This is a genomic window from Corynebacterium yonathiae, assembly GCF_027570195.1.
Taxonomy (GTDB): Bacteria; Actinomycetota; Actinomycetes; order Mycobacteriales; family Mycobacteriaceae; genus Corynebacterium; species Corynebacterium yonathiae.
In genome coordinates this window covers 186,969-207,902 of sequence record NZ_JAKMUZ010000002.1, presented here as the reverse complement: position 1 = coordinate 207,902, position 20,934 = coordinate 186,969, and the positions used below count along the sequence as shown (strand labels likewise).

Genomic DNA, 20,934 nt, shown 5'->3' with positions numbered 1-20,934 from the left:
CATTGCTGGGATGCAGCGGCTTTTTCATATGCTTTGAGTGGCCCGGACAGCTAATGGTTCCGAGCTTCTTCGCCCGACATTGAGCTGCAGTCTAGAGGTCTTTGGCGTCCTCTATGTACTCAGACCCCACCAGGTCCCTGAAAAGCTCAGGGTCGATAGATTGCCCGATTCTGATCACGGAAATATGACCCGTGGGCTCCAGGATCATAATCTGGACGTCCTCCATGCGGCTAATGCCTGCCTTGCGGGCCGCAGAATAAATATCTGACTTAGTAATATGCGCTAGGGTCAAGTTATCCTCAACCATCTTCCCGCGAAAGACTAGGAGAACTGGACGCCGGTCAAGAAAGCGCGTCCACTTCACTACCTTACGGATAGTGCCGAACGCGGCTTCTAGCGCCATCAGGGTTGTTAGGCCGATAACACCGGCAGCTAAGGTCGGAGGATTTCCCACGATAACGCGGCCTGCGACCGCGCCAAACATAATAATGATGATGGCATCTGAGGCCGTCATGGAAGTTAACACTCGAGAGCCAAAAACCTTCACCAAGACCATGAAGGAGAGGTATATACCCAAGGTGGCCAGCACGACAACGGGGATACGGTGCCATTCAATGCCGAGTTGATAGGTAATTTCGCGCAGAAAGAGGTCTAGAAGATCCACGGTTGGTTAGGTTACCTGGCTACTGCAAGCTGTACAGAAAAAGGCGGAGCACTTCTCCCCCGTTCAGGAAGAACCGCTCCGCCTAACGACTAATGGCTTAGATATGGAATTGCTTGCGCAAGTCCTCGATCATCTTGCGTGCTGGGGCGGGAAGAATGTGGGGGTTCATGCCCACAACGGCAACGCCTGCGACCAGCGCCGCGATGATGGCAAATACTGCACCACCCGCAGAAGAGCCGTTAGAGGACAAGGAAGAGCCCTTAGGTTCAGGCTTTGCACCCGGTTCCGAGGAAGCGTTGCCGCTTAGTTCGAGAGGCAGCGTTGCCTTGGTGCCGGCATCGGTGGTGATTTCCAGGTTCTGGCTTCCGCTGAGGTCCTTTGGAACGGTGAGCTTCACCGTGGCGCGCCCGCGCTCTCCAAATTGCGCATCGCCCTCGTGAGCAGCGTTATCGATGTCAACGGTTTGCTCAGCATCGCCCAGCTTTACGGTCGCCTTCTTCGCCATCGGTTCACCGTTGGTGGAGTAATTGAGGCTCGACAAGTGCACGGTGATTTCCTCACCTGGTTTTACCTCTCCCTCAACGTGGGCACCGATCTGGCCCTGGCCGGTGCGAACCTCAGATTCGCCTGACTTGATGTAATCGATCATGGCCTGAGTGTCCATGTAGCCCACATCGTTCTTGTCCTTGATGGAACCAGCGTTGAAATACCCGTCACCGCCTGCATCCTCGTCGCTAGAGGCAAGGAACGAAGACAGTGCGATGGAGTAGTCCTTATTCGGGTCGAGTTGTTCACCGTTGATGGTCACGGACTTTATGCGCTCACCCTTGCCGGCTTTCTGGTCATAAACAACCTGGACATTGTTGGAAAGGCCCATAGCTAGACGCGGGCGGCTACCTTCCTGCCACTGGTTCTCCAAGGCCTTGATGAACTCTTCACCGGAAATCTTGGCGGTAATCACGGAGTTGCCAAATGGCTGTACCTCGAAGATGTCCTTGTAGGAAACTTCGCCGCCCTTCAAATCGGCGCGCACACCGCCGGCGTTCATTACACCGATCTCGATGTCCTCACCCACCTGCTTGCTCATGGCGTAGCGCTGTCCATCAGCGATGAAATTATTAAGGGTAGATTCTACGCCGCGGTTAGAGCCTGCCTCAGCGCCTTCGTCAGAACCGCGAAAAAGATCCTGAGTGACGGTGCCGGCAGTCTTGGAGCCTTCAACTTCGGCTTCTCTCTGTGCCTTTTCCACCACGGAAGCGAGGCCAGCGTCCGGCTCAACCGAGGCCGCGTCCGTAGCATCGTATTGGCTGAGTTTGATGTCGGTTACCTTCTTTGCGGTCTTGTCATAGGTAATGTCGACGTCGTTAAGCAGCTTGCCGTACTCATGGCCCTGCGCCCACTGCAGCGGGAGTGCACCCTCACGCGGAATCTCCCCCTTGGTGCGCTGGTGAGTATCACCACCGAAGAGCACGTCTACGTCCTTGTTGAATCCTTCGGCATATTCTTGGGCGTCCTCATGGAACAATGCAACCACAACGTCTGCCTCGCCGGACTCCTTCAGGCGAGTGGCCTCTTCATTGGTGGCCTTTACTGGATCAGTGAAGGATACGCCTGGGATCTTCGCTGCAGAAACTTTGTACTTTGTGTTCTCCGTTACGGTTCCTACGTAACCGACCTTGACGCCGTCTAGATCTTCAACGTGAGACGGCTTAAGCAGAGGCTTGTCGTCCTTGAGCACGTTGGCTCCCAAAATTGGGTACTTGGAGTTGGGCTGGATGCGCTCCGTGAGATCCTCAGTGCCCTTATCGAACTCATGATTACCTACTGCGGATACCTTCATGCCCATCTCGTTGAGGGCTTCAAGGGTGTATTTATCATCGGAAATTGCCGATACGAACGCAGAGCCGCCTATGTTATCACCCGAGGAGGTCAGATTGAATTCTTGGCCCTCGTTTACCTGCTTGATAAGGGACTGCAGTCGCGCCACGCCCATCTCATCGCCAGCCTTGGCGGGATCACCAATTTGGTCTTCCAAGTGACCGTGAATATCGGTGATATTCGTGACAGAGATGGTGGTCTTGTTCTCCTGTGCCACCGCCTGCACGCCGGAGAGAGCGACTGCGGAAACGGTAGTGGCGGCCACGAGCTGGCCGATGCGACGAAACTGCATGAGGTACTCCTAGATAGTAGAAAGCGACAGGATAATTTATATCGCTTTGCTAACTACCTGGCAGAAGAATTTAAGCTTTTCTGCTGGAGCTTTACCTTGCAGCAGCCAAGAATTCACGCAGGCGTAACCCACCCGAAGCCTTCACGTTGCTTGCCTCTCCCCTCCTTTAGGGTAAGAACAAAGTGCGTTAGGCGGTAACTCGGTAGACGTCGAAGACGCCTTCGGTATTGCGCAACGTCGTCATCAACGTACCTAACTGCTTGGTGTCTGACACAGAGAAGGTAAACCGTACCGTCGCGATGTGGTCATCACCGCGATTGGAATTCATGGTCAATACGTTAATATTCTGATCGCTCATCACCCGGGTGAGCTCCGAGAGAAGACCTTGGCGGTCAAGAGCTTCCAATTGCAGGGTTGCAGAGAAAGCGCCCGTCGCCGACGTACCGGAAGACCAAGTCACCTCCAGCATGCGCTCAGGTTCTGCTTTGAGTTTTTCTGCGTTGGTACAGTCGGCCCGGTGCACGGACACTCCGCCGCCGCGAGTTACAAAGCCAAAGATGGCATCACCTGGAACGGGCTGGCAACACTTAGCCAGCTTGGCCATCACGTCCGGGCTGCCTTCCACCAAAATGCCGGTACCCGAAGCGGAATCTTCGGTGTGCTGGGCACGGGAGTGCTCAATCTCAGAAAGCGGCGTGCGCGAGGCCAAAGTGTCAATGGCATCGTCCCGGTCACCGAACATGGCAACCAACTGATTGGCAACGTGTTGGGCAGATACATGGCCCGCGCCGATGGCGGTATAGAGCGAGTCGACGTCGGTGTAATGAAGTTGCTCCGCAACCTGCTTCATGGAGCTGGCAGTAAACAGGCGGTGCATGGGCAAGCCACCACGTTGGACCTCAGTGGCCAGTGCGTCGCGTCCGGCCTCCAAGTGTTCTTCACGGCGCTCCTTGGCAAACCACTGCCGTACCTTAGTCTTGGCACGGGCAGACACCAGGAAGTCCTGCCAATCACGGGACGGACCAGCGTTCGGATCCTTAGAGGTGAAGATCTCCACCTTGTCGCCGGACTTTAGCTTCGACTCGAGCGCGACGAGCTTGCCATTGACCTTGGCACCGATACACCTATGTCCCACCTCAGTATGTACTGCATAAGCAAAATCCACTGGAGTAGAACCGGCCGGCAAGTTTACGACGTCGCCTTTGGGGGTAAAGGCGAAGATTTGCTTGGCGGTAAGGTCATACCGCAGGGAGTCTAAGAACTCATTAGGATCAGCAGCTTCCTTCTGCCAATCCAGAAGTTGGCGCATCCAGGCCATCTGGTCCACTTCTTCTTGGTGGCCCGAGTTCTTCCCTTTAGTTTCCTTATAACGCCAGTGAGCGGCCACGCCGAATTCGGCATTGTAGTGCATCTCATGGGTGCGGACTTGAACCTCTAGCGTCGCGCCGCCATCTGCTAGGACGGTGGTGTGCAATGACTGATATACGCCAAACCTCGGCGAGGAAATATAGTCCTTAAAGCGTCCGGGCAGAGCTTGGTAAATCGAGTGCACCACACCGATGGCGGCATAACAGCTATTGACATCTTCGACCAAGATCCGGATACCCACTAAGTCAAAAATCTCCGCGAAGTCACGGCCGCGCACGATCATCTTTTGATAAATGGACCAGTAGTGCTTTGGACGGCCCATAACCTCGGCTTCAATGCCGTTTTCCTTTAATGCCGCGCTGACTTGGCTAATGATCTCCTTGAGCGCCCGGTCACGCGAGGGAGCCCGGTCAGCGACCATGCGCACGATCTCGTCATACTTTTTTGGATACAGGATGGCAAAGGATAAGTCTTCCAGCTCCCACTTAACGCTTGCCATACCTAGACGGTGAGCCAAAGGGGCAATGACCTCAAGGGTTTGTCGCGCCTTCTTGGCCTGCTTTTCAGGCGGAAGGAACCGCATCGTACGCATATTGTGTAGCCGGTCGCTTACCTTGATGACCAGTACGCGGGGATCGGTGGCCATTGCGACGATCATTTTTCGGATAGTCTCTGCCTCGGCGGCCGAGCCCAGCGCCACCTTATCCAGCTTGGTCACACCGTCCACCAAGCGAGCCACCTCGGGACCAAAATCGCGGGTGAGATCCTCTAAGGAGTAGTCCGTATCCTCCACCGTGTCGTGCAAAAGGGCCGCCACGATGGTGGTGGTGTCCATGCCGATTTCCGCCGCAATCGTCGCCACGGCAAGCGGGTGGGTGATATAAGGCTCTCCGGATTTGCGGAAAACCCCCTCATGGAGCCGCTCGGCGGTGTCGTAGGCGCGATTGAGCAAGTCCGCATCGGCTTTGGGGTGAAACTTGCGGTGGATGGACATCAACGGGTCCAGCACCGGATTCACCTTGACCCGGCCGCCGGTGAGCGAACGGGCAAGGCGAGCCGACATGCTGCGCATTCCGCCGCCGGTCTGGCGTTTTACGGGTTTGTCCATGGCCAAATCTACCGCCCTTCACAGTGCCACGAGCCTTGTGGCCTCATGTCCTCTAGATCGTGGGAACTAGCTTAGACATCCCATCTTAGTCTGTGGCATTTAACACAATAAGCGGTGGGCCGGATAAACGCTCACGTCCGTTAAGGCCCTTGACTTCCAGCACCACCACATTGCCGGCAACCTCGGCTCCTGCCGACTCGAGCAAAAGCTTAGCGCCGTGGAGGGTGCCGCCGGTGGCTAGGACGTCGTCGACAAGCACAACGCGCTTGCCTTTGATATCAACGCCGCTGGCCGGAATCTCCAGCGCCGCAGAGCCGTACTCCAGCTCATATTCTTCGGTATATACCGGAGGCGGAAGCTTGCCCTTCTTGCGGATGGCTAGGATACCCAAGCCCATCTTGTAGGCCACGGCCGAGCCTAATAGGAATCCACGGGCATCCAGGCCGCCGATCATATCCGCGCCTAACTCCTCACAGGCAGCTGCTAAGCCGTCCACCACGGTGCGAAATGCCTCTGGATCCGCCAAGACCGGGGTGAGGTCTTCAAAGAGGATGCCCTCCTCTGGGAAGTCTTGAACGAGGCGAACCTTATCCTTGAGTGCCTGTGCTGCTGATTCGTAGTGCGAACTCATAATCTTCCTTGAGAAATATTTGCGAGAGGTCGTGATAGGCCGCGGTTGTGGGTCCTATTTCTTTTCGGCTTGGGCGGTGCTGCGCCAGCGATCCATATTCCAACCGATGCCCGAGACGCCAGTGTACGGCAGGACACCTTCCACGTCGCGGCGGACTAGAAAAACACGCGGCTGTGCGGAAAGCGGAATAGACGGAACGTCCTTCCACAAAGCCTCTTCTGTCTTTTTAAGCTCCGCGGAATTCTTCATGCTTGATTCCACCGTGGAATACTCCGTTTGGGGATCTACCGGTCCGAGGAAAGCATCAACGGTAGGCGCCCAGGTCTCTGGATCCATTTCCAGGTAGTGCTGAGACATAAACTCCGCAGACGCATCCTCAATAGTAATACCGGCTGGTTCACAAGATGCACGGAGCTGTTCGACCATGGCCGCATAGCGCTTGTCTGGTCCCAAGTAGCCGACTTTAATGGTCGTGCCGCTGAGGCTGCCCGCCTTCGCCAGATCGGTGCCCTGGTGTTCCTTGCCCACCTTGTCGAGACCACCGGAGACTGGGTTAGTGGCGGAAACGGTGCGCAAATATGCTGGAGGCACCTCCACGCCAGAGGCCGCGGTACTCGCCTGAGCAACCGCTTGCTGATCGACGCAGGCAGCGAAGCTCTCCCGTGCCCACGGTTCCGCGAATACGCCGGCTTCAGACAGAGTAAGCGTGTCCGTCAGCTCGCCGACCATCGGGGTGACTTCGTAGGGAGACTCCCCCGTCTGGTCCTTGGTGCTCTCAAGCCAGTCAGGGCTGTCGCTGGAGGCATCAACCACACGCAACGCACCCTTATCCGCAAGTTTCTCCGCGTCAGCATCGGCAGGCCAAACTACAATGTGCTCCTCGGCCGGGGCGTCGCCAAAGTACTTTTCATTCGCCTTGAGGATCACTTCACCCTCATCGCCTACCTTGTCAATGACATAAGGGCCGAAGGAAACTTGGAGCTTAGGGTCAAGTTGATCTTTGGCCACGGAAAAGCCGTACCGCCACTCTTTTGCAATAGGTGCAAGCGATTGCATGTCCCCGGCAGCCATAGCCGCATTGAGCTGCTCAATGCTCAGTCCGGCCTTTTGCGCTAGCGCATGGGCGGGCATAACGGTACCGGCACCAAACATATGGCGCCAGCGCTGACCTTGATCCTTATTGAAGGTCAAGGTGAAAGATTTGCTTTGCGGCTTGCAGCTGAATTCTGCGATGTCATTCATCAGCGGCATATGCGAAGCGAACTCAGCTGGGTGGGTACCGGCTACATACGCCAAAAAGTAGTCATCACAAGTCACGGGAGTGCCATCGGAGAAAACAGCATCTTCTTCCAAGGTTAGCTGGACGCTACGCTGGTCGCTGCCAGCAACGGGCGGAAGCTCTTCAGTCTCAACAAGGTCCGCATTGGGAATCAATTCGCCAGAGGGCCCGGGCACGAAAAGGCCCGGGTACAACCGCGTAGACAACAATCCGGCGGAGGTGGCATTACCAAAGGAGGTACCAGCATTGGTAGTGGCCAAGCGGGAATTTACCTGGTAGCCAAAATATCCATAGGATTCTGGTTCCTGGGGCGAAGTCGGCGACTCATCTTCGCCGCCCTGCCCGCTACAGGCAGTAGCAGCCAAAGCGAGTGCCGATACGCACGAAGCAAGGGCCCGCCTACTCCAATGACGTTCTCCAGAACTGCTCTTTGCTTTGACCACGGTTGTTGCCCTCACTTCAGTTAGCGATCCACCTGAATTTTACTACCAGAAACTACCTACCCGGCCGCCACGTTGCGCCGGGGTGCCCGGTAGACTCCACCGAATCGGTTTCATTGCCAACCGGGTTGGACTGCGCACTTACTGGAGAAACCACGGTGCGCTCAGCTGCGGGTACGCCATCTTCTTCCGCGTTCTTCTCATCCCTGCCGGCACGGTAGTCCGCTACTCGCTTATTATGGCGCTTAATCTTTTTGGACATATTAGCCAAGGTCACGACCAGCGGCGTAGCAAAGAAGATGGAGGAGAAAATACCCTCGACCACGCCAATGAGCTGGATAAGTGCCAAATCGCGCAGGGTACCGATGCCCATGAGCCAGACAGCCACGACAAAGAGCGCGATGATAGGCAGCGCGGAAATCACCGAGGTAGAAATCGAACGCATGACGGTTTGGTTAATCGCCAGGTTGGTCAGCTCAGCAAAGGTCTTCTTGCGCTGGCCCTCGAGGCCTTCCGTATTCTCATTGATCTTGTCAAAGACGATGACCGAGTCATACATGGAGAAGGTCAGAACGGTAAGCAGACCGATGATGACGGCTGGGGAAACCTCGAAGCCAAAGAGGGCGTAGATGCCGGCAATAACCACGCCATCCGCAATCAGCGCGATGATGGCGGCAAAAGCCATGTTCTTCTGCAGGCGAATGGCCACGTAAACGGTGGCAGCGACGAGGAAGACCAGCATGGCAATGAGCATGCGCTGGGTGATCGAAGACCCCCAAGATTCAGAAACTGTGGACGAGCCGATGGCATCCGGAGTGGCCCTGCCGTTTTCATCTTCCGGTTTGAAATTGTCATAGATAGCCGTGCGAGCAGCGTTCACGTCCTCTTGGCTCAGGCGCTCGGAGACAATTTCCAAAGTCTCGGAGTCGCCAGCGCCAACGATGTGTACCTGCTCGGGTTCTATGCCGGTGGAGTCTTCAAAGACTTGGCTTACTTCGTCTTCCTTGAGATCGCCTGCCGGCATGGACAAGGTGGTGCCGCCCTCGAAATCAATCGAAAGGGAGAAACCGCGAATGAGGATCGCCACCACTGCCGCCACGACAAGCGCTGCGGAAATGCCGTACCAGAGCTTGGTGCGGCCGATGAAGTCATAACCACTCTCGTCCTCGTAGAGGCGGTCCATTCGGGAAATTTTGTGCTTAGTCGAAACAGCCATGCTTATTTCTCCTCATCTTCCGCAGCATCGAGGGGACGTGCGGTTCCTGCGGCAGTATGTCCTGCCGTTTCCTTGGTGGCTGCCTCCGTGGAGTCGGAGGTCTCAGCAGAGCCTGCTTGGCGACGTCCCCCACCAAAATAGCCACGTTCGCGCCGCTCTTCTACCAATGCGTAGATACCGCCAAGGCCATTCATCGAAGGCTTGGCTGCTGCTGGACGGCGGCCCACTAACTGCATCAGCGGCGCCATGACCAAGAAGGAGACGACGAGGTCGAAGACCGTAGTCAGGCCCATGGTAAAGGCGAAGCCCTTCACCTCACCGATGGCGAGGAAGTACACCACAACGGATCCGATGAGGGTCACCGCGTTACCGGTGACGATGGTGGCACGCGCACGCTCCCACGCCTTGTGCGTTGCGGAGCGGAAAGTGCGTCCCTCCAGCAGCTCATCCTTGATGCGCTCGTAGTAAACCACGAAAGAGTCAGCCGTTGCGCCAACACCGATGACCAGACCGGCAATACCGGAGAGATCCAGTGAGTAGCCGATCCACCGACCCAGCAGCACCAAGGCGCCATAGGTCAACAAGCCGGAAGCGATGAGGAAGACGAGGGACACGCCAGCCAACGCGCGGAAATAGTACAGCGAATATGCCATCACGAGTACCAAGCCTACGAGGCCCGCGATGAGGCCGGCCTGCAGCGCGGCTTTACCCAATGTCGGCGGAATGGATTCAACAGTACCGCCCGGCTCGCCATTTTCGCCGGCGAACGACAGCGGCAGTGCGCCATACTTCAAGTTATTCGCCAGGTTCTGTGCTTCCTCCTGGCTGAAATCACCAGTAATAGAGGTAGCGGAGCCTACTGGAGTTGCGCCCTGAATGACCGGTGCAGAGATAACTGCAGAGTCAAGAGTGATGGCAACTTGGTCCTTGAGATGTTCCTGCGTGAGGTCCGCCCACGTCTGGGAGCCGTTCGGGCCACTGCCGGTCTTGAAGGAGAAATTGATCTCCATCTGGCCGGACTGACCGTTAAGGCCACCTTCGATTGGGGAGTTGGTATCGATCTCGTTACCGGTCAGGCGGGTGCCGTTTTCATCCTTAATGCCGTTGAGTAGGGGTGCTGGTTCCAAAACATATGGGTTACCGTTGGAGTAATCACAAGTAACGAAGGGCTTGGAAGGATCATCTGCGCCGGCGAGAGGATCAGTACTGCCTTGGCAGGTCATCAGCGCAGAGGCTGCGGCCTGGGTCGTCGGATCCTCGGATTGGCGGTCCTTTAGCAGCATCTCCGCGACTTCATCGCGGCGCTTAGTCTGCTCAATGGAGTTGCTTGGCTCCTCAAGGGGTTTGGCGCTGACCTTAGGAGCCTTTTGCTCCTTCGGCTTCTTTCCGCTCATCTGCGCCTCTTGCTCAGCGAGGGCCTTGGTGACCTGCTCCATTTGCTTATTAGCCTCGTCGGCGCTGATTACGCCATACTTCACCCAGCGGTTGGCCATGTCTTCCAGCTCTTTATTGAGCTTGCCCATGTCCGGCATAGATGGCTTAGCCACCGGTCGGAAAAACAGCTGCGATGTCTGACCTACGGCCTGTGCCTGGGAGGCGTCCTCGCCCGGCACGGTAATGACCAAGGTATTGCCGTTGATGACAACCTCAGAGCCGGAAACGCCCATGCCATTGACACGCTGTTCCAAGATGGTGCGAGCTTGCTTAAGCTGGTCTTGAGTGGGTTCCTCGCCTTGTGGGGCAAGCGTTACGCGAGTACCGCCTTGCAGGTCAATGCCAAGCTTCGGGGTGCTTTGACGGCTGACAGTTAAAAAGATAAGCGCATAGATAACAACCACAATGAGAACGAAGAGCGCTATTGCGCGCTTCGGCCATTGGCGTTTGCTATTTTTCATAGCGCCACGCGATGATGCGGACAACGATAATCTCCTGTGCTGCTTATAGCAGGGTGTTTAAACATTAAATACGGCCCAGCCGAATGGCGCAGGCACGTCAACAACGCACAATCGTACGTCATAAGGCGGAGTTTTCCTTAACGAGGGCCAGAATAGGCCGAAAGTGTGATGGGGTCTACGCTCCGTGAAGTTCCCTCACACCTAGCAAACATTAAGGAACCTCTTAGAAAGTGGTGAGGTTTTAGTTCTTCCCGCCGTCGTTAAAAGGAGGGTACTTTTCATCGGGCAGGTCGTTTTGCACATCACCCCTGGTATCTCCGGCAGCCGCAGGGCGTTCAAGGTCGTTAGCCTCTTGTTCGGTGCGAATTACAGCCATCTTGTCAAAAGTAACCACCACGCCCGGGGCGATTTCTAGGTCCACGCTCTTCTCGCTCGTGCTACGTACCACGCCGTGCACGCCACCTGCAGTGACGATAGCGTCACCTGGCTGGAGGGAATTTTGGAGGGTCTGCATATCATTTTGGCGTTGGCGCTGCTTTCGCATGGCCATGAAAGAGGGAATGACGAATAGGACGCCAATAATGATGAGAATAATGATTTCCATAGCTTCCTAGTGTGCCAGACAGCGGTGGACGCAGAAACCCCAGGGTGCACCACTAAGCAGAATCACCTCAGAATTAAAAGAGTCCGGCTGCGCCCTCCGGCGGAGTAAGTCCCAAGTGCCGCCACGCAGCGGCGGTAGCTACGCGGCCGCGTCCCGTACGCGCCACCATTCCGGCCCGCACTAGGTAAGGCTCGCACACTTCCTCCACCGTCGAGGGCTCCTCGCCCACTGCAATGGCAAGGGTGCTCACACCGACTGGTCCGCCACCGTGCCCCTTAATCAAGGCGTTGAGCACCGCCCGGTCTAGACGGTCAAGGCCCATATCATCCACGTCGAAGACCTCGAGCGCGCCCTGCGCCGCACTAAGATCAATCAGGCCTGTGCCATTTACCTCGGCATAATCGCGAACGCGGCGCAACAAGCGGTTAGCGATACGTGGGGTACCACGCGAACGAGAGCCAATTTCCACCGCCGCCTCGTGTTCAATATCCACATCTAAGATATGAGCTGCACGCTTAATCACCTGGGTTAAGTCAGCCGTATCGTAATACTCCATCTGCGCCGTGAAACCAAAGCGATCTCGCAAAGGACCGGTAAGCATTCCGGCGCGCGTTGTCGCTCCCACCAGAGTAAAAGGCGGGATTTCTAGCGGAATGGAAGTAGCACCGGGGCCCTTTCCCACGATGACGTCAATACGGAAATCTTCCATTGCCATATACAGCATTTCTTCTGCCGGCCGGGCAATGCGATGGATCTCATCAATGAAAAGGACGTCTCCTTCCATCAAGTTTGAAAGCATCGCGGCCAAATCACCGGCTCGTTCCAATGCCGGCCCGGAGGTCATACGCAGCGAAGTCCCCAATTCCTGGGAGATAATCATCGCCATAGTGGTCTTACCCAGGCCAGGCGGACCGGAAAGTAGAACGTGATCCGGCGTAACCCCGCGGTTCTTCGCGCCTTTGAGCACCAACGAGAGCTGCTCGCGCACCTTGGGTTGGCCAATGAACTCATCTAGTGATTTCGGGCGCAAGGACCGTTCAATATCATGCTCCTCGGAGTGAGCGGTCGCCTCCACATCGCTATTGCGCTGCGAGGCATGCGCAGCATCAACGCCTTCAGGGAGGTTAAATTCGGTGCGCTCTATATCGGACATGATTTTTACCTTCCTGCCTGCCGTTACTTCTTCTTGCCCAACTGCGCCAGCGCGGCACGCAGGAGAGAGGACGTATCGGCGTCGGGGTTGTCCGCGTGAGCCGATTCCACCACGGGGCGCGCCGCCTTATCAGTAAACCCAAGGCCAATGAGCGCCTCAGTCACGCTTTCTACCACGGCCCCGCCGGCTGGCGCGACGGCAGTATCGCTAGCACCTGCAGTGGAGGGCTCGCTTGGTGCAAAGGCCGCCACCTTATCTTTAAGCTCCAATGCTAGGCGCTGAGCCATACGCTTGCCGACGCCTGGGATAGACTGCAGCGCCTTCACATCTTCCGCACCAATCGCCGCAGCGAGCTCCCCTGCCCCCATGACCGAAAGCGCCGCCAAAGCAAGCTTTGGACCTAGGCCGGACACGGATTGCAGAACTTGGAACATCTCGCGGTCCTCATCCGCGCTAAAGCCATAAAGGGTCAGGGAGTCTTCCTTGACGACCAAGTTAGTAAGCACCGTAGCTTGTTCCCCGCGACGCAAGGTGCCCAGAGTTTGTGGCGTGGCCAAAAATTTATAGCCCACGCCTGCGCAATCGATGACCCCATGATCGAGTCCGATATGGATTACCTCTCCACGCAGTGCAGCAATCATTGGCTTTCTATCCTTCTACTCTCAATCAACTTACCTAGCGCTTCTTACCCTGTCCGCGCACGCCACTCGTCTTCGCCCCCAGCCCAAGACCGGTATGGTCCATGCGCACGATGGCAGGGGCCCGCCAGCAGTGGCACACTGCCAGGGCGAGCGCGTCGGCGGCATCGGCAGGCTTGGGTGGCTCCGTCAGCCCTAGGATACGGGTGATCATGGTGGTCATCTGCTTTTTATCTGCGCGTCCATTGCCAGAGATGGCCTTTTTCACCTCGGACGGGGTGTACATGTACACCGGAATATCGCGCTCGGCTGCGGCCAGCACTAACACTCCTACGACATGGGCAGTTTGCATGACGGTAGACACCTGTCCGCGTTCGAAGACGCGCTCGATCGCAACCACATCCGGAGAATAGTCTTCCATCCATTCCTTCGCTGCCACCGACAGACGCAGGAGCCGCTCAGTTAAGTCTTTATCGCTAGGCGTGCGGACCACACCTACAGAAACGGGAAGAATTGCTCGGCCGCGACCAGCCTGAACCACGGAAAGTCCACAGCGCGTTAGGCCCGGGTCAATGCCCATCACGCGCATCCCTTCTAGGTTCATTTCTCCCCCACTTTCATATCAGCACCACTTCGCACGGCCTACTGCCCCATTATGGACTACACACAGGTGTTCTACAAGAGTAGCATCCAGCCTAACCATAGCGAAGCGCCGGCAACGCTCCGGCGAACAATGCCCGCGGAACGCTACCGGCGCTAATGACCCTTGCAGCGCGAAAGTGCTTAGTCCTCGTTCAGCTCGGCAAGAACCTCATCGGACAGGTCCATATTGGTGTAGACGTTTTGCACGTCATCAGAGTCTTCCAGAGCATCAATGAGGCGGAAAATCTTCTTGGCGTCATTGGCCCCAAGCGGCACCTCAACGGAGGCGCGGAAATCATTATCGGAGTCATCGACCTCAATATCCGCTTCCTTTAGGGCGTCTTTAACGGCCTGCACATCCGTCGGCGCGCAGACAATTTCAAACTTCTCGCCCTGGTCCTTAACCTCTTCTGCACCGGCTTCGAGCACGGCCATCAAAACATCGTCCTCGGTGAGTCCGCCCTTTTCTACCAAGACGAACCCGGTACGGGTAAACATGTAGGCCACGGATCCGGACTCACCCAGGTTTCCGCCATTCTTAGACATCGCGGTACGAACATCGGTTGCCGCGCGGTTGCGATTATCCGTCAGACACTCAATGAGCATGGCTACGCCGTTTGGACCGTAGCCCTCATACATGATGGTTTCCCAGTCCGCACCACCGGCTTCTTCGCCGGAACCACGCTTGCGAGCACGCTCGATGTTGTCATTAGGGACGGAGGCCTTCTTGGCCTTTTTGATCATGTCATCAAGGGTTGGGTTAGCCGCTGGGTCACCACCGCCGGTACGGGCCGCCACTTCGATGTTTTTGATCAGCTTGGCAAATTCCTTGCCACGCTTGGCATCGTTGGCAGCCTTCTTGTGCTTGGTAGTTGCCCATTTCGAGTGGCCTGACATGTAGTCCCTTTCTAATCGGGTGCTGAAACTGGTGGCAATTATACGTGTGCTGCATGAATGCGTGAAAGCGACCCCCTTTTAAGCGGGGCATAATTACACGTTGTGCCAATTGCCGTGGGCAGAGCCGCTACCCAGCTTTTCATCCAGAAAGCGAGTTAGCCCCTCTTGGTTGACCAATGCCACCAATTCACCCCGTTCAGTGAAAAGCTTGCCGCGCGCAATTGCGGTTCCTTGAGCCGCTGAGGGCGATACTTGTTCATATAAAAGCCACTCATCCACGCGGAAAGGTCGCAGGAACCATATGGCGTGGTCGAGACTTGCCAACTGCACTTTCTCTCCCTGGTGCGGAAGAAGTGCGGAGCGGATGAGAGTCATATCGGACATATACGTCAGCGCGGCACGGTGGAAAGCCGGCTCCTCCGGAAGCTGACCGGTATTGCGAAACCAGATATGACGAAATCCTGCACCGGTGCGCTCAGCTGCCACAGGATCTCTTCCATCTTCTGGCACCAAGCGGATATCCCACTCTTCCCACTCTTTGAGGATGATGCGGGTGGAGTAAGGCGCACCACCACCCATACCAGCTACTTCTTCGGGCCCAAGTACCTCTGGCATGGGATCTTGGTGCTGCGGGCCGCAGTCCCCATTACGGTGGAAGCTCACCATGGCAGAGAAGAGTAACCTGCCGCCTTGATAGGCGCGTACCTGCCGGTTGGCAAAGGACCTGCCATCCCTAATGCGCTCGACCCGCAACTCAATCGGCCGCCTCGCGTCACCGGGGCTCACAAAATAGCCATGCAAGGAGTGAACCTCTTTCCCGGAAACGGTGCGTTGGGCCGCAGCCAGCGCCTGCGCGGCAATATGTCCACCAAAGGTACGCTCAATCCGTGACTCCACCGCCGGGCCACTAAAGACATCGTCCGTTCCCGTTTCGTCTATGGTCAAAATCTCGCGGATGGCCGCCATCTCCACACTCCCTATGTTCTATATCACTTCCGCAAGCAATTGCCGTCCACACTACTAAAGGGTCGAGGCGCCGATTTCTATTCTCACAATCTCTCCCCCATTTTTGGCACAGAGGGGAAGACTTTTCCGGAAGAAACTATGTCTGCTACCGAAGTGAGAACTATTTGAATAAAGTCTTTTGGGTGAAACGCCTCGCTTCTGTTCCTGCAGTTTGGATTGGGTGGGTTATCGCCCGCCTGTGTCTTATATATCTACTCAAGATTGATCACAGTCCCAGGGGCGATGTCGCGTATTATTTTGCGGGTCGCTATGGCGATGACCCGACCAAAATGACCGAATATCCCCACGCCGGCACCTGGCCTACGGTGATCTTGGGGTGGCTCACCGGTGAAAACATCACCACCTTTTATATCGGCTTCACCATCATGACGCTGCTTGTTGACGCCGCCTTTTTAGCCTTGCTACTGCGCCACCATCCCGCCCACCCGCGCGCATTTTGGGCCGCCTGGTTCTGGGTCCTCTTCGGCACCGCGGCTGGCCATACCTTTGTGTGGCGCCTCGATATCTTCCCGGCGGTAGCCGTGGCTGGCGCGGCTGCCCTACTGGCTACCCGTCCACTCATTGCCTCGGCGCTGCTAGGATTTGCCACCACGATGAAGCTATGGCCAGGGGTGCTCGCCGCTGGCTTGGTAAGCCGCTTTAATAGTTCCGCAACCTGGCAACGCTTGCTCGCCTTCTTCTGCACCATCGTTGCAGTATGCGCCGTCACGATAGCTACCTCTGGCACCGAACGCCTGCTTTCTCCCCTGGACTATCAGGGGGTGCGCGGTCTCCAATTAGAATCCATCCCGGCGACATTCCTGCTGCTGCAAGCCCACCGCAATCCCGGCCGATGGGACCTGGGCTACGCCGCTTCCAAGAGTTTTGAGATCTCCGGACCCGGCGTGGATACCGCCATGAGGTGGAGTACCATTGCAATCATTATCATGCTCGTACTTGCGGTGAGTTGGGCGCTCTACCGGCTTTGCGCCGGCGGATGGACCACGCGCACAACCATAGCGTTTTTTACCGTTATGGTGCTGCTCCTTATCGCGACCAATAAGGTTTTCTCTCCGCAATACATCGTCTGGCTAGGTCCATTGCTTGCCGTGGTCATCCGCCAACGCCTCCCGCACGGCTTCGCATCCCTGCGGGCATTTCAAGCCCTAATAGCGGGCTGTGCCATCATCGCCGCGGGATTGGGAACCTTGGTCTACCCGTTTAACTATGACTACATCTGGAATCACGTGGGCGAGAACATGTTCGCTGTCTACCTCTTGGTCGCCCGCAATATTCTCATTGTCGCCATGGCCGTCATCGGGCTGATTTGGTTCGGGGTCGAGGTCGCTTTGGCCGCCAAGATAGAACGCGCTGAACTGCACCAGCAGCAAGAGCCTTCCAGTCCAGTCAATGGGGCGACCGCTAGCACTGAGGCTAAGCCGGTATTCCGCCCCCGACGGGGTCGGCACTCTCTCGCGTCTTAAATTAGCTCAGCAGGCTAATCAGCCAGCATATAGTCAAAATATTCCGGCAGCTTTGCGGTGCCACCGAGATGAAGAAGCCGGACCGCAGGGCGCAGACGCAGGGCACGTGTATCGCTGACCGCTTCGTTATAAAAGCGGTGAGCGAGCTGGATGCGCCCCTCGGCGTCGGCAAGCGCAGCAGGGCGGTGCTCCGCGGGAAACTCCCGCACGATAGCGGCAGATAGTTCCCGCTCGATCATGGTGCGTGGTTCGAAATTCCCCTGATAGAGCTCGGTAGATTCGGCCCGCTGGGCTAGGGCCGCCAATTCGGGCGCCACCGCCGCCGTTACCGCTGCCCTGCGGTCTAGCGCTGCCTGCAGCTGCGCCAACGAGGCATCGGTGCGGATGTGCAGCGAGTTGAGACGCTGGGCGGTAAAAAGCGCCCATGAACCGACGATAATGAGCAAGAAGAGTACTAGCGCAATTTCAATGGCCATCAACGCTTCACCCTTACCTTGGTTCCGTCTTGGACGGTTTCGTAGACCTGCATAACGGCTGCTGCCACATGGTCCCAGTCATAAGTGCGGGCACGCTGAACACCGTTGCGCACCAACTGGGCCCGGTAGTCGGCATCATCGAGTACCTCATTGAGAACACGGGCCAGATCCCCGCTATCTTCGTTGCGAAAAAGTGCACCGGCTACCTCGTCGGAGTCGGCGTTGCACACCGCGCGGAAAGCTTCCAGATCAGAGGCGACGACGGCTGCGCCGGCCGCCATGGCCTCTACCAAGACAATGCCGAAACTCTCGCCCCCGGTATTTGGGGCCACATACACATCGGCGCGGCCGAGGATTTCTGCCTTCTCAGCATCGCTGACTCGGCCGACAAAGTCTACGCCATCGACCTCGCGGGCGCGGCCCCCGCCCATGATGGTGACACGAATATCGGGGGGCACTTGGTGGAGCGCGCTGAGCAGAATGTCCAGGCCTTTGCGCGGTTCATCCAGACGCCCCAAGAAGACCACTTCTAAAGGGTCACCGGGAGCCTTTACCGGGCTGCGTCGCCGCGCCTGCGCGTATACAGATGTATCCACGCCATTGGGAATGAGGACGGGGTCCCCGCCCAATTGCTCTACCTGCCACCGTCGCGCCATATCGGATACGGCAATACCGCCTCGAATCTTCTCCAGGAAGGGAGCGAGGAAAGGCTTGGCGAGGGTCAACACCAGCGAGCTCGAGGCGGAGGCGTGATATGTCGCCACCAACGGGCCTTGGGCTACGGCCAGCGCGGTCATAGAAAAACTCGGGGAATTTGGCTCATGGATGTGCAAGACATCAAAGTCGCCATCCTTAATAAAACGTTTTACTTTGCGCGTTACCTGAGGGCCGACGGACAAGCGCGCCACTGACCCGTTATAGGCGATGGGAAACGCTGGGCCGCCTTTAACTACGAAATCCGGCAGTTGGGTGGACGCCGAAGCAGGACCGATGACCTGAACATGATGCCCTTGCTCAATAAACACCGTCGCTAAATCAAGGATATGGGCTTGAACTCCGCCGGGTTCATCGAAGGAGTAAGGGCACACGATTCCGATGCGCATTATTTCTCGCCTTCCTGCCGTGCACCAGTTTGCCGGGTATCACAGGCCTTGTTGACAGCGCGCGCTTGCCGACGCCGCTTAATATCGACATTCCACTGTGGCTGCAACATGTGCCAATCCTCCGGGTGTCGGCGTATATTCGCAGCGAAGCTATCGGCCATGCGCTGGGTAGTCTCCTGCAGGTCCGTTACCTCGAGCTCCGGAGACACCGATAGCCCCCATCCTTCGCCTTCAAACCACGAGTGCACAACGTGGAGGGCGGCGCCAGTTTCCAGAGCAAGTTGCGCGGGGCCTGCGGCCATGTTGGCCTCTTCTCCCATGAAATTCACGCTGACCCCGCTTCGGGTGAGGTCACGCTCAGCCAGCAGGCACACCACGCCGCCGGCCTCCAGTACCTCTTTAAGGCGCGCGAAAGGCGAGGTTGCGCCGCCGGTGAGGGGAAGAACCTCAAAGCCAAGGGTTTCGCGGTAGTTCACAAAGGCGTCGAAAAGCACGGCAGGCTTGAGCCGCTCCGCAACGGTGGTGAACTGACCATAATGGCCGACGAGGAAGACGCCCGCCATGTCCCAGTTACCCGAGTGCGGCAGCGCCAAAATGGTGCCACGCCCAGACTGGGCGGAAGCATCAAAGTGCTCAAGGCCTTCTAAGCCACTGAGCAAGCGTTCGTGCAACCCGGCATCACTGTGGATGGCCGGCAAGCGGAAGGCCTCCATCCAATAGCGCATATAGGACCGAACAGAATCGCGCACCAGTGCGCGGGTAACGTTTTCTGGCCCCACCACGCGGGCAAGGTTGCGGCGCAAGCCATCCATTCCGCGGCCGTTCCTGCTAGCAAAGTCTGCGCCGCACCGAAACAACACCCGCGCAATCCGATCAGGCAGCCGACGCACCACCTTCCACCCCGCGAGGTATCCGGCCGCGGAGAGGTCCTCTTTATCCCACATGGTGTAAACCTCCTGGTTTAGGTGGTGCAGCGCGAGCTAGTGCTGCTCCTGGCGGGCAGCGATAACCATGCGCTGGCACACGGTAAAGATAGAACCGACGGCAAGGATCCACAGTGCTACCTCGATGGCATGCGGAACGCCAAGGCCCTCAAGGCCAATGCCGCCCAAGCCCAAGATAAGCCGTTCCGGGCGCTCAATTAGGCCGCCAACCATCTTGAAACCGGATGCTTCTCCCCTAGCCTTGATATAGGAGATGACCTGGGAACATACCAAGGTGACAAAGCAAGCAATGACCGTAATGCGGGAAGAATCCGCGGAATAAATCAACCACCAGGCCATGGCGCTAAACAGTGCGCCGTCAGTAATACGGTCACACGAAGCATCCAAGGTCGCACCAAAGGCAGTAGCTTTGCCAGTCAGACGCGCCATGGTGCCATCAAGCATGTCGAAGGCTGCAAAGAGGCCAGATAAAACGGCTGCGGCAAAAAGATGCCCGGTTGGAATGAGGACCACCGAGATGGCAATGGTGACAATGGTTCCCACAACCGTGACCACATTCGGGGTCAGGCCTAACTTCAAAAAGGCCTTGGCTATAGGTTCCACCACCACGGCGGCGGGCTTTCGCCCATGCACGCTAAGCACGCGAATCCTCCTCTTCCATCTCGCGCCAACCCTCTGCCAGCACGCGGCGCGTATCCTGCAGAAGCTGCGGTAATACCTTAGTCCCATCGAGGACAGTCATAAAGTTACTATCCCCGGGCCACCTTGGCACCACATGCAGGTGCAAGTGATCTCCCACGGAGCCTCCTGAAGCGCGACCCAAGTTCAGGCCTACGTTAATAGCTTCAGGGCGCGAGACTCGCTTGAGCACCCTAACCGCCTTTTGCGCAAACGCCATTAACTCTTGAGACTCCTCTTGAGTGAGATTCTCAAGCTGCGATTCTTTCCGGTAAGGCACCACCATTAGGTGCCCAGCGTTATACGGAAACAGGTTCAGCAATGCGTATACGGTTTTGCCGCGAGCAATGATAAGCCCGTCCTCGTCGCTGCCTTGGGGCGCTGCAACAAAGGGATCCTTAGAACGCTTGGCTATATAGGCCATGCGATAAGGAGCCCACAGCCGCTCTAGACGATCCGGCTCGCCGGCGCCTGTGTCAACGAAGGCTTCTTCCGCCGCCGCTTGGCTTTGGGAAGCGGCGGCGCTGTCGGTGTGGTGC

19 protein-coding genes are annotated in these 20,934 nt (G+C 57.0%); 1 reads left to right on the top strand and 18 read right to left on the bottom strand.

From position 1 onward, the window contains the following. Positions 1 to 91: 91 nt before the first annotated feature. The 13 genes from L8V22_RS01960 to L8V22_RS01900 form a co-directional block, all read right to left on the bottom strand. Positions 92 to 664 carry a DUF421 domain-containing protein gene (locus tag L8V22_RS01960; protein ID WP_238800016.1) on the bottom strand — a complete coding sequence of 191 codons (573 nt, stop codon included), beginning with the start codon at positions 662 to 664 and terminating at the stop codon, positions 92 to 94. A 97-nt stretch (positions 665 to 761) separates the two neighbouring features. Continuing rightward, entirely contained in the window at positions 762 to 2,834 is a 2,073-nt protein-coding gene (locus L8V22_RS01955) for a bifunctional metallophosphatase/5'-nucleotidase (protein ID WP_238800014.1), read from the bottom strand. 187 nt (positions 2,835 to 3,021) lie between these two features. Continuing rightward, complete coding sequence (locus L8V22_RS01950) at positions 3,022 to 5,310, bottom strand: RelA/SpoT family protein (protein ID WP_238800012.1); 2,289 nt, start codon at positions 5,308 to 5,310, stop codon at positions 3,022 to 3,024. A gap of 85 nt (positions 5,311 to 5,395) precedes the next feature. Continuing rightward, on the bottom strand, positions 5,396 to 5,941 hold the full coding sequence (locus L8V22_RS01945; RefSeq protein WP_005324978.1) for an adenine phosphoribosyltransferase: 546 nt from the start codon (positions 5,939 to 5,941) through the stop codon (positions 5,396 to 5,398). A 54-nt stretch (positions 5,942 to 5,995) separates the two neighbouring features. Next, the gene (locus L8V22_RS01940; protein ID WP_238800010.1) at positions 5,996 to 7,585 is read right to left on the bottom strand and encodes an ABC transporter substrate-binding protein; all 1,590 of its coding nucleotides are present in this window, start codon (positions 7,583 to 7,585) and stop codon (positions 5,996 to 5,998) included. A gap of 130 nt (positions 7,586 to 7,715) precedes the next feature. Next, the gene (gene secF, locus L8V22_RS01935) at positions 7,716 to 8,876 is read right to left on the bottom strand and encodes a protein translocase subunit SecF (RefSeq protein WP_238800003.1); all 1,161 of its coding nucleotides are present in this window, start codon (positions 8,874 to 8,876) and stop codon (positions 7,716 to 7,718) included. 2 nt (positions 8,877 to 8,878) lie between these two features. Next, entirely contained in the window at positions 8,879 to 10,771 is a 1,893-nt protein-coding gene (gene secD, locus L8V22_RS01930) for a protein translocase subunit SecD (protein ID WP_238799996.1), read from the bottom strand. A gap of 241 nt (positions 10,772 to 11,012) precedes the next feature. Next, positions 11,013 to 11,375 carry a preprotein translocase subunit YajC gene (gene yajC / locus L8V22_RS01925; RefSeq protein ID WP_238799995.1) on the bottom strand — a complete coding sequence of 121 codons (363 nt, stop codon included), beginning with the start codon at positions 11,373 to 11,375 and terminating at the stop codon, positions 11,013 to 11,015. Positions 11,376 to 11,448: 73 nt separating this feature from the next. Continuing rightward, the gene (gene ruvB / locus L8V22_RS01920; RefSeq protein ID WP_238799994.1) at positions 11,449 to 12,528 is read right to left on the bottom strand and encodes a Holliday junction branch migration DNA helicase RuvB; all 1,080 of its coding nucleotides are present in this window, start codon (positions 12,526 to 12,528) and stop codon (positions 11,449 to 11,451) included. 23 nt (positions 12,529 to 12,551) lie between these two features. After that, positions 12,552 to 13,169, bottom strand: coding sequence for a Holliday junction branch migration protein RuvA (ruvA, locus tag L8V22_RS01915; protein ID WP_238799993.1), 618 nt, complete (start codon positions 13,167 to 13,169; stop codon positions 12,552 to 12,554). 34 nt (positions 13,170 to 13,203) lie between these two features. After that, complete coding sequence (gene ruvC, locus L8V22_RS01910) at positions 13,204 to 13,770, bottom strand: crossover junction endodeoxyribonuclease RuvC (protein WP_238799990.1); 567 nt, start codon at positions 13,768 to 13,770, stop codon at positions 13,204 to 13,206. A 179-nt stretch (positions 13,771 to 13,949) separates the two neighbouring features. After that, positions 13,950 to 14,705 carry a YebC/PmpR family DNA-binding transcriptional regulator gene (locus L8V22_RS01905; protein WP_238799983.1) on the bottom strand — a complete coding sequence of 252 codons (756 nt, stop codon included), beginning with the start codon at positions 14,703 to 14,705 and terminating at the stop codon, positions 13,950 to 13,952. Between the two features lie 93 nt (positions 14,706 to 14,798). After that, entirely contained in the window at positions 14,799 to 15,671 is an 873-nt protein-coding gene (locus tag L8V22_RS01900) for an acyl-CoA thioesterase (protein WP_238799981.1), read from the bottom strand. 329 nt (positions 15,672 to 16,000) lie between these two features. Here L8V22_RS01900 and L8V22_RS01895 point away from each other — a divergent pair, with 329 nt between their 5' ends. Continuing rightward, positions 16,001 to 17,194 (top strand): DUF2029 domain-containing protein, encoded by a 1,194-nt coding sequence (locus tag L8V22_RS01895; protein ID WP_238799974.1) that lies wholly within the window; start codon positions 16,001 to 16,003, stop codon positions 17,192 to 17,194. A gap of 14 nt (positions 17,195 to 17,208) precedes the next feature. Here the strand turns inward: L8V22_RS01895 and L8V22_RS01890 are convergent, their stop codons facing one another. The 5 genes from L8V22_RS01890 to L8V22_RS01870 are packed head-to-tail and all read right to left on the bottom strand — an operon-like array spanning position 17,209 to position 20,837. Next, positions 17,209 to 17,670, bottom strand: coding sequence for a hypothetical protein (locus L8V22_RS01890; protein WP_238799965.1), 462 nt, complete (start codon positions 17,668 to 17,670; stop codon positions 17,209 to 17,211). Then, on the bottom strand, positions 17,670 to 18,773 hold the full coding sequence (locus tag L8V22_RS01885; RefSeq protein WP_238799963.1) for a glycosyltransferase family 4 protein: 1,104 nt from the start codon (positions 18,771 to 18,773) through the stop codon (positions 17,670 to 17,672). The genes L8V22_RS01890 and L8V22_RS01885 overlap by 1 nt, the downstream gene beginning before the upstream one ends. Further along, positions 18,773 to 19,717, bottom strand: coding sequence for a phosphatidylinositol mannoside acyltransferase (locus tag L8V22_RS01880; protein ID WP_238799961.1), 945 nt, complete (start codon positions 19,715 to 19,717; stop codon positions 18,773 to 18,775). Before L8V22_RS01880 ends, L8V22_RS01885 begins: the two co-directional genes overlap by 1 nt. 36 nt (positions 19,718 to 19,753) lie before the next feature. Further along, entirely contained in the window at positions 19,754 to 20,359 is a 606-nt protein-coding gene (gene pgsA / locus L8V22_RS01875) for a phosphatidylinositol phosphate synthase (RefSeq protein ID WP_238799959.1), read from the bottom strand. Beyond that, positions 20,352 to 20,837, bottom strand: a complete 486-nt coding sequence (locus tag L8V22_RS01870) for an HIT family protein (RefSeq protein ID WP_238800073.1) — start codon at positions 20,835 to 20,837, stop codon at positions 20,352 to 20,354. The genes pgsA and L8V22_RS01870 overlap by 8 nt, the downstream gene beginning before the upstream one ends. Between the last annotated feature and the right edge of the window lie 97 nt (positions 20,838 to 20,934).

What these genes read in the sequence shown, in the direction of transcription:
- L8V22_RS01955 (WP_238800014.1), bottom strand. Translation starts at nt 2,834, where the DNA reads ATGCAGTTTCGTCGCATCGGCCAGCTCGTGGCCGCCACTACCGTTTCC.
- L8V22_RS01950 (WP_238800012.1), bottom strand. Translation starts at nt 5,310, where the DNA reads ATGGACAAACCCGTAAAACGCCAGACCGGCGGCGGAATGCGCAGCATG.
- L8V22_RS01945 (WP_005324978.1), bottom strand. Translation starts at nt 5,941, where the DNA reads ATGAGTTCGCACTACGAATCAGCAGCACAGGCACTCAAGGATAAGGTT.
- secF (WP_238800003.1), bottom strand. Translation starts at nt 8,876, where the DNA reads ATGGCTGTTTCGACTAAGCACAAAATTTCCCGAATGGACCGCCTCTAC.
- secD (WP_238799996.1), bottom strand. Translation starts at nt 10,771, where the DNA reads ATGAAAAATAGCAAACGCCAATGGCCGAAGCGCGCAATAGCGCTCTTC.
- yajC (WP_238799995.1), bottom strand. Translation starts at nt 11,375, where the DNA reads ATGGAAATCATTATTCTCATCATTATTGGCGTCCTATTCGTCATTCCC.
- ruvB (WP_238799994.1), bottom strand. Translation starts at nt 12,528, where the DNA reads ATGTCCGATATAGAGCGCACCGAATTTAACCTCCCTGAAGGCGTTGAT.
- ruvA (WP_238799993.1), bottom strand. Translation starts at nt 13,169, where the DNA reads ATGATTGCTGCACTGCGTGGAGAGGTAATCCATATCGGACTCGATCAT.
- ruvC (WP_238799990.1), bottom strand. Translation starts at nt 13,770, where the DNA reads ATGAACCTAGAAGGGATGCGCGTGATGGGCATTGACCCGGGCCTAACG.
- L8V22_RS01905 (WP_238799983.1), bottom strand. Translation starts at nt 14,705, where the DNA reads ATGTCAGGCCACTCGAAATGGGCAACTACCAAGCACAAGAAGGCTGCC.
- L8V22_RS01900 (WP_238799981.1), bottom strand. Translation starts at nt 15,671, where the DNA reads ATGGCGGCCATCCGCGAGATTTTGACCATAGACGAAACGGGAACGGAC.
- L8V22_RS01895 (WP_238799974.1), top strand. Translation starts at nt 16,001, where the DNA reads ATGACCGAATATCCCCACGCCGGCACCTGGCCTACGGTGATCTTGGGG.
- L8V22_RS01890 (WP_238799965.1), bottom strand. Translation starts at nt 17,670, where the DNA reads ATGGCCATTGAAATTGCGCTAGTACTCTTCTTGCTCATTATCGTCGGT.
- L8V22_RS01885 (WP_238799963.1), bottom strand. Translation starts at nt 18,773, where the DNA reads ATGCGCATCGGAATCGTGTGCCCTTACTCCTTCGATGAACCCGGCGGA.
- L8V22_RS01880 (WP_238799961.1), bottom strand. Translation starts at nt 19,717, where the DNA reads ATGTGGGATAAAGAGGACCTCTCCGCGGCCGGATACCTCGCGGGGTGG.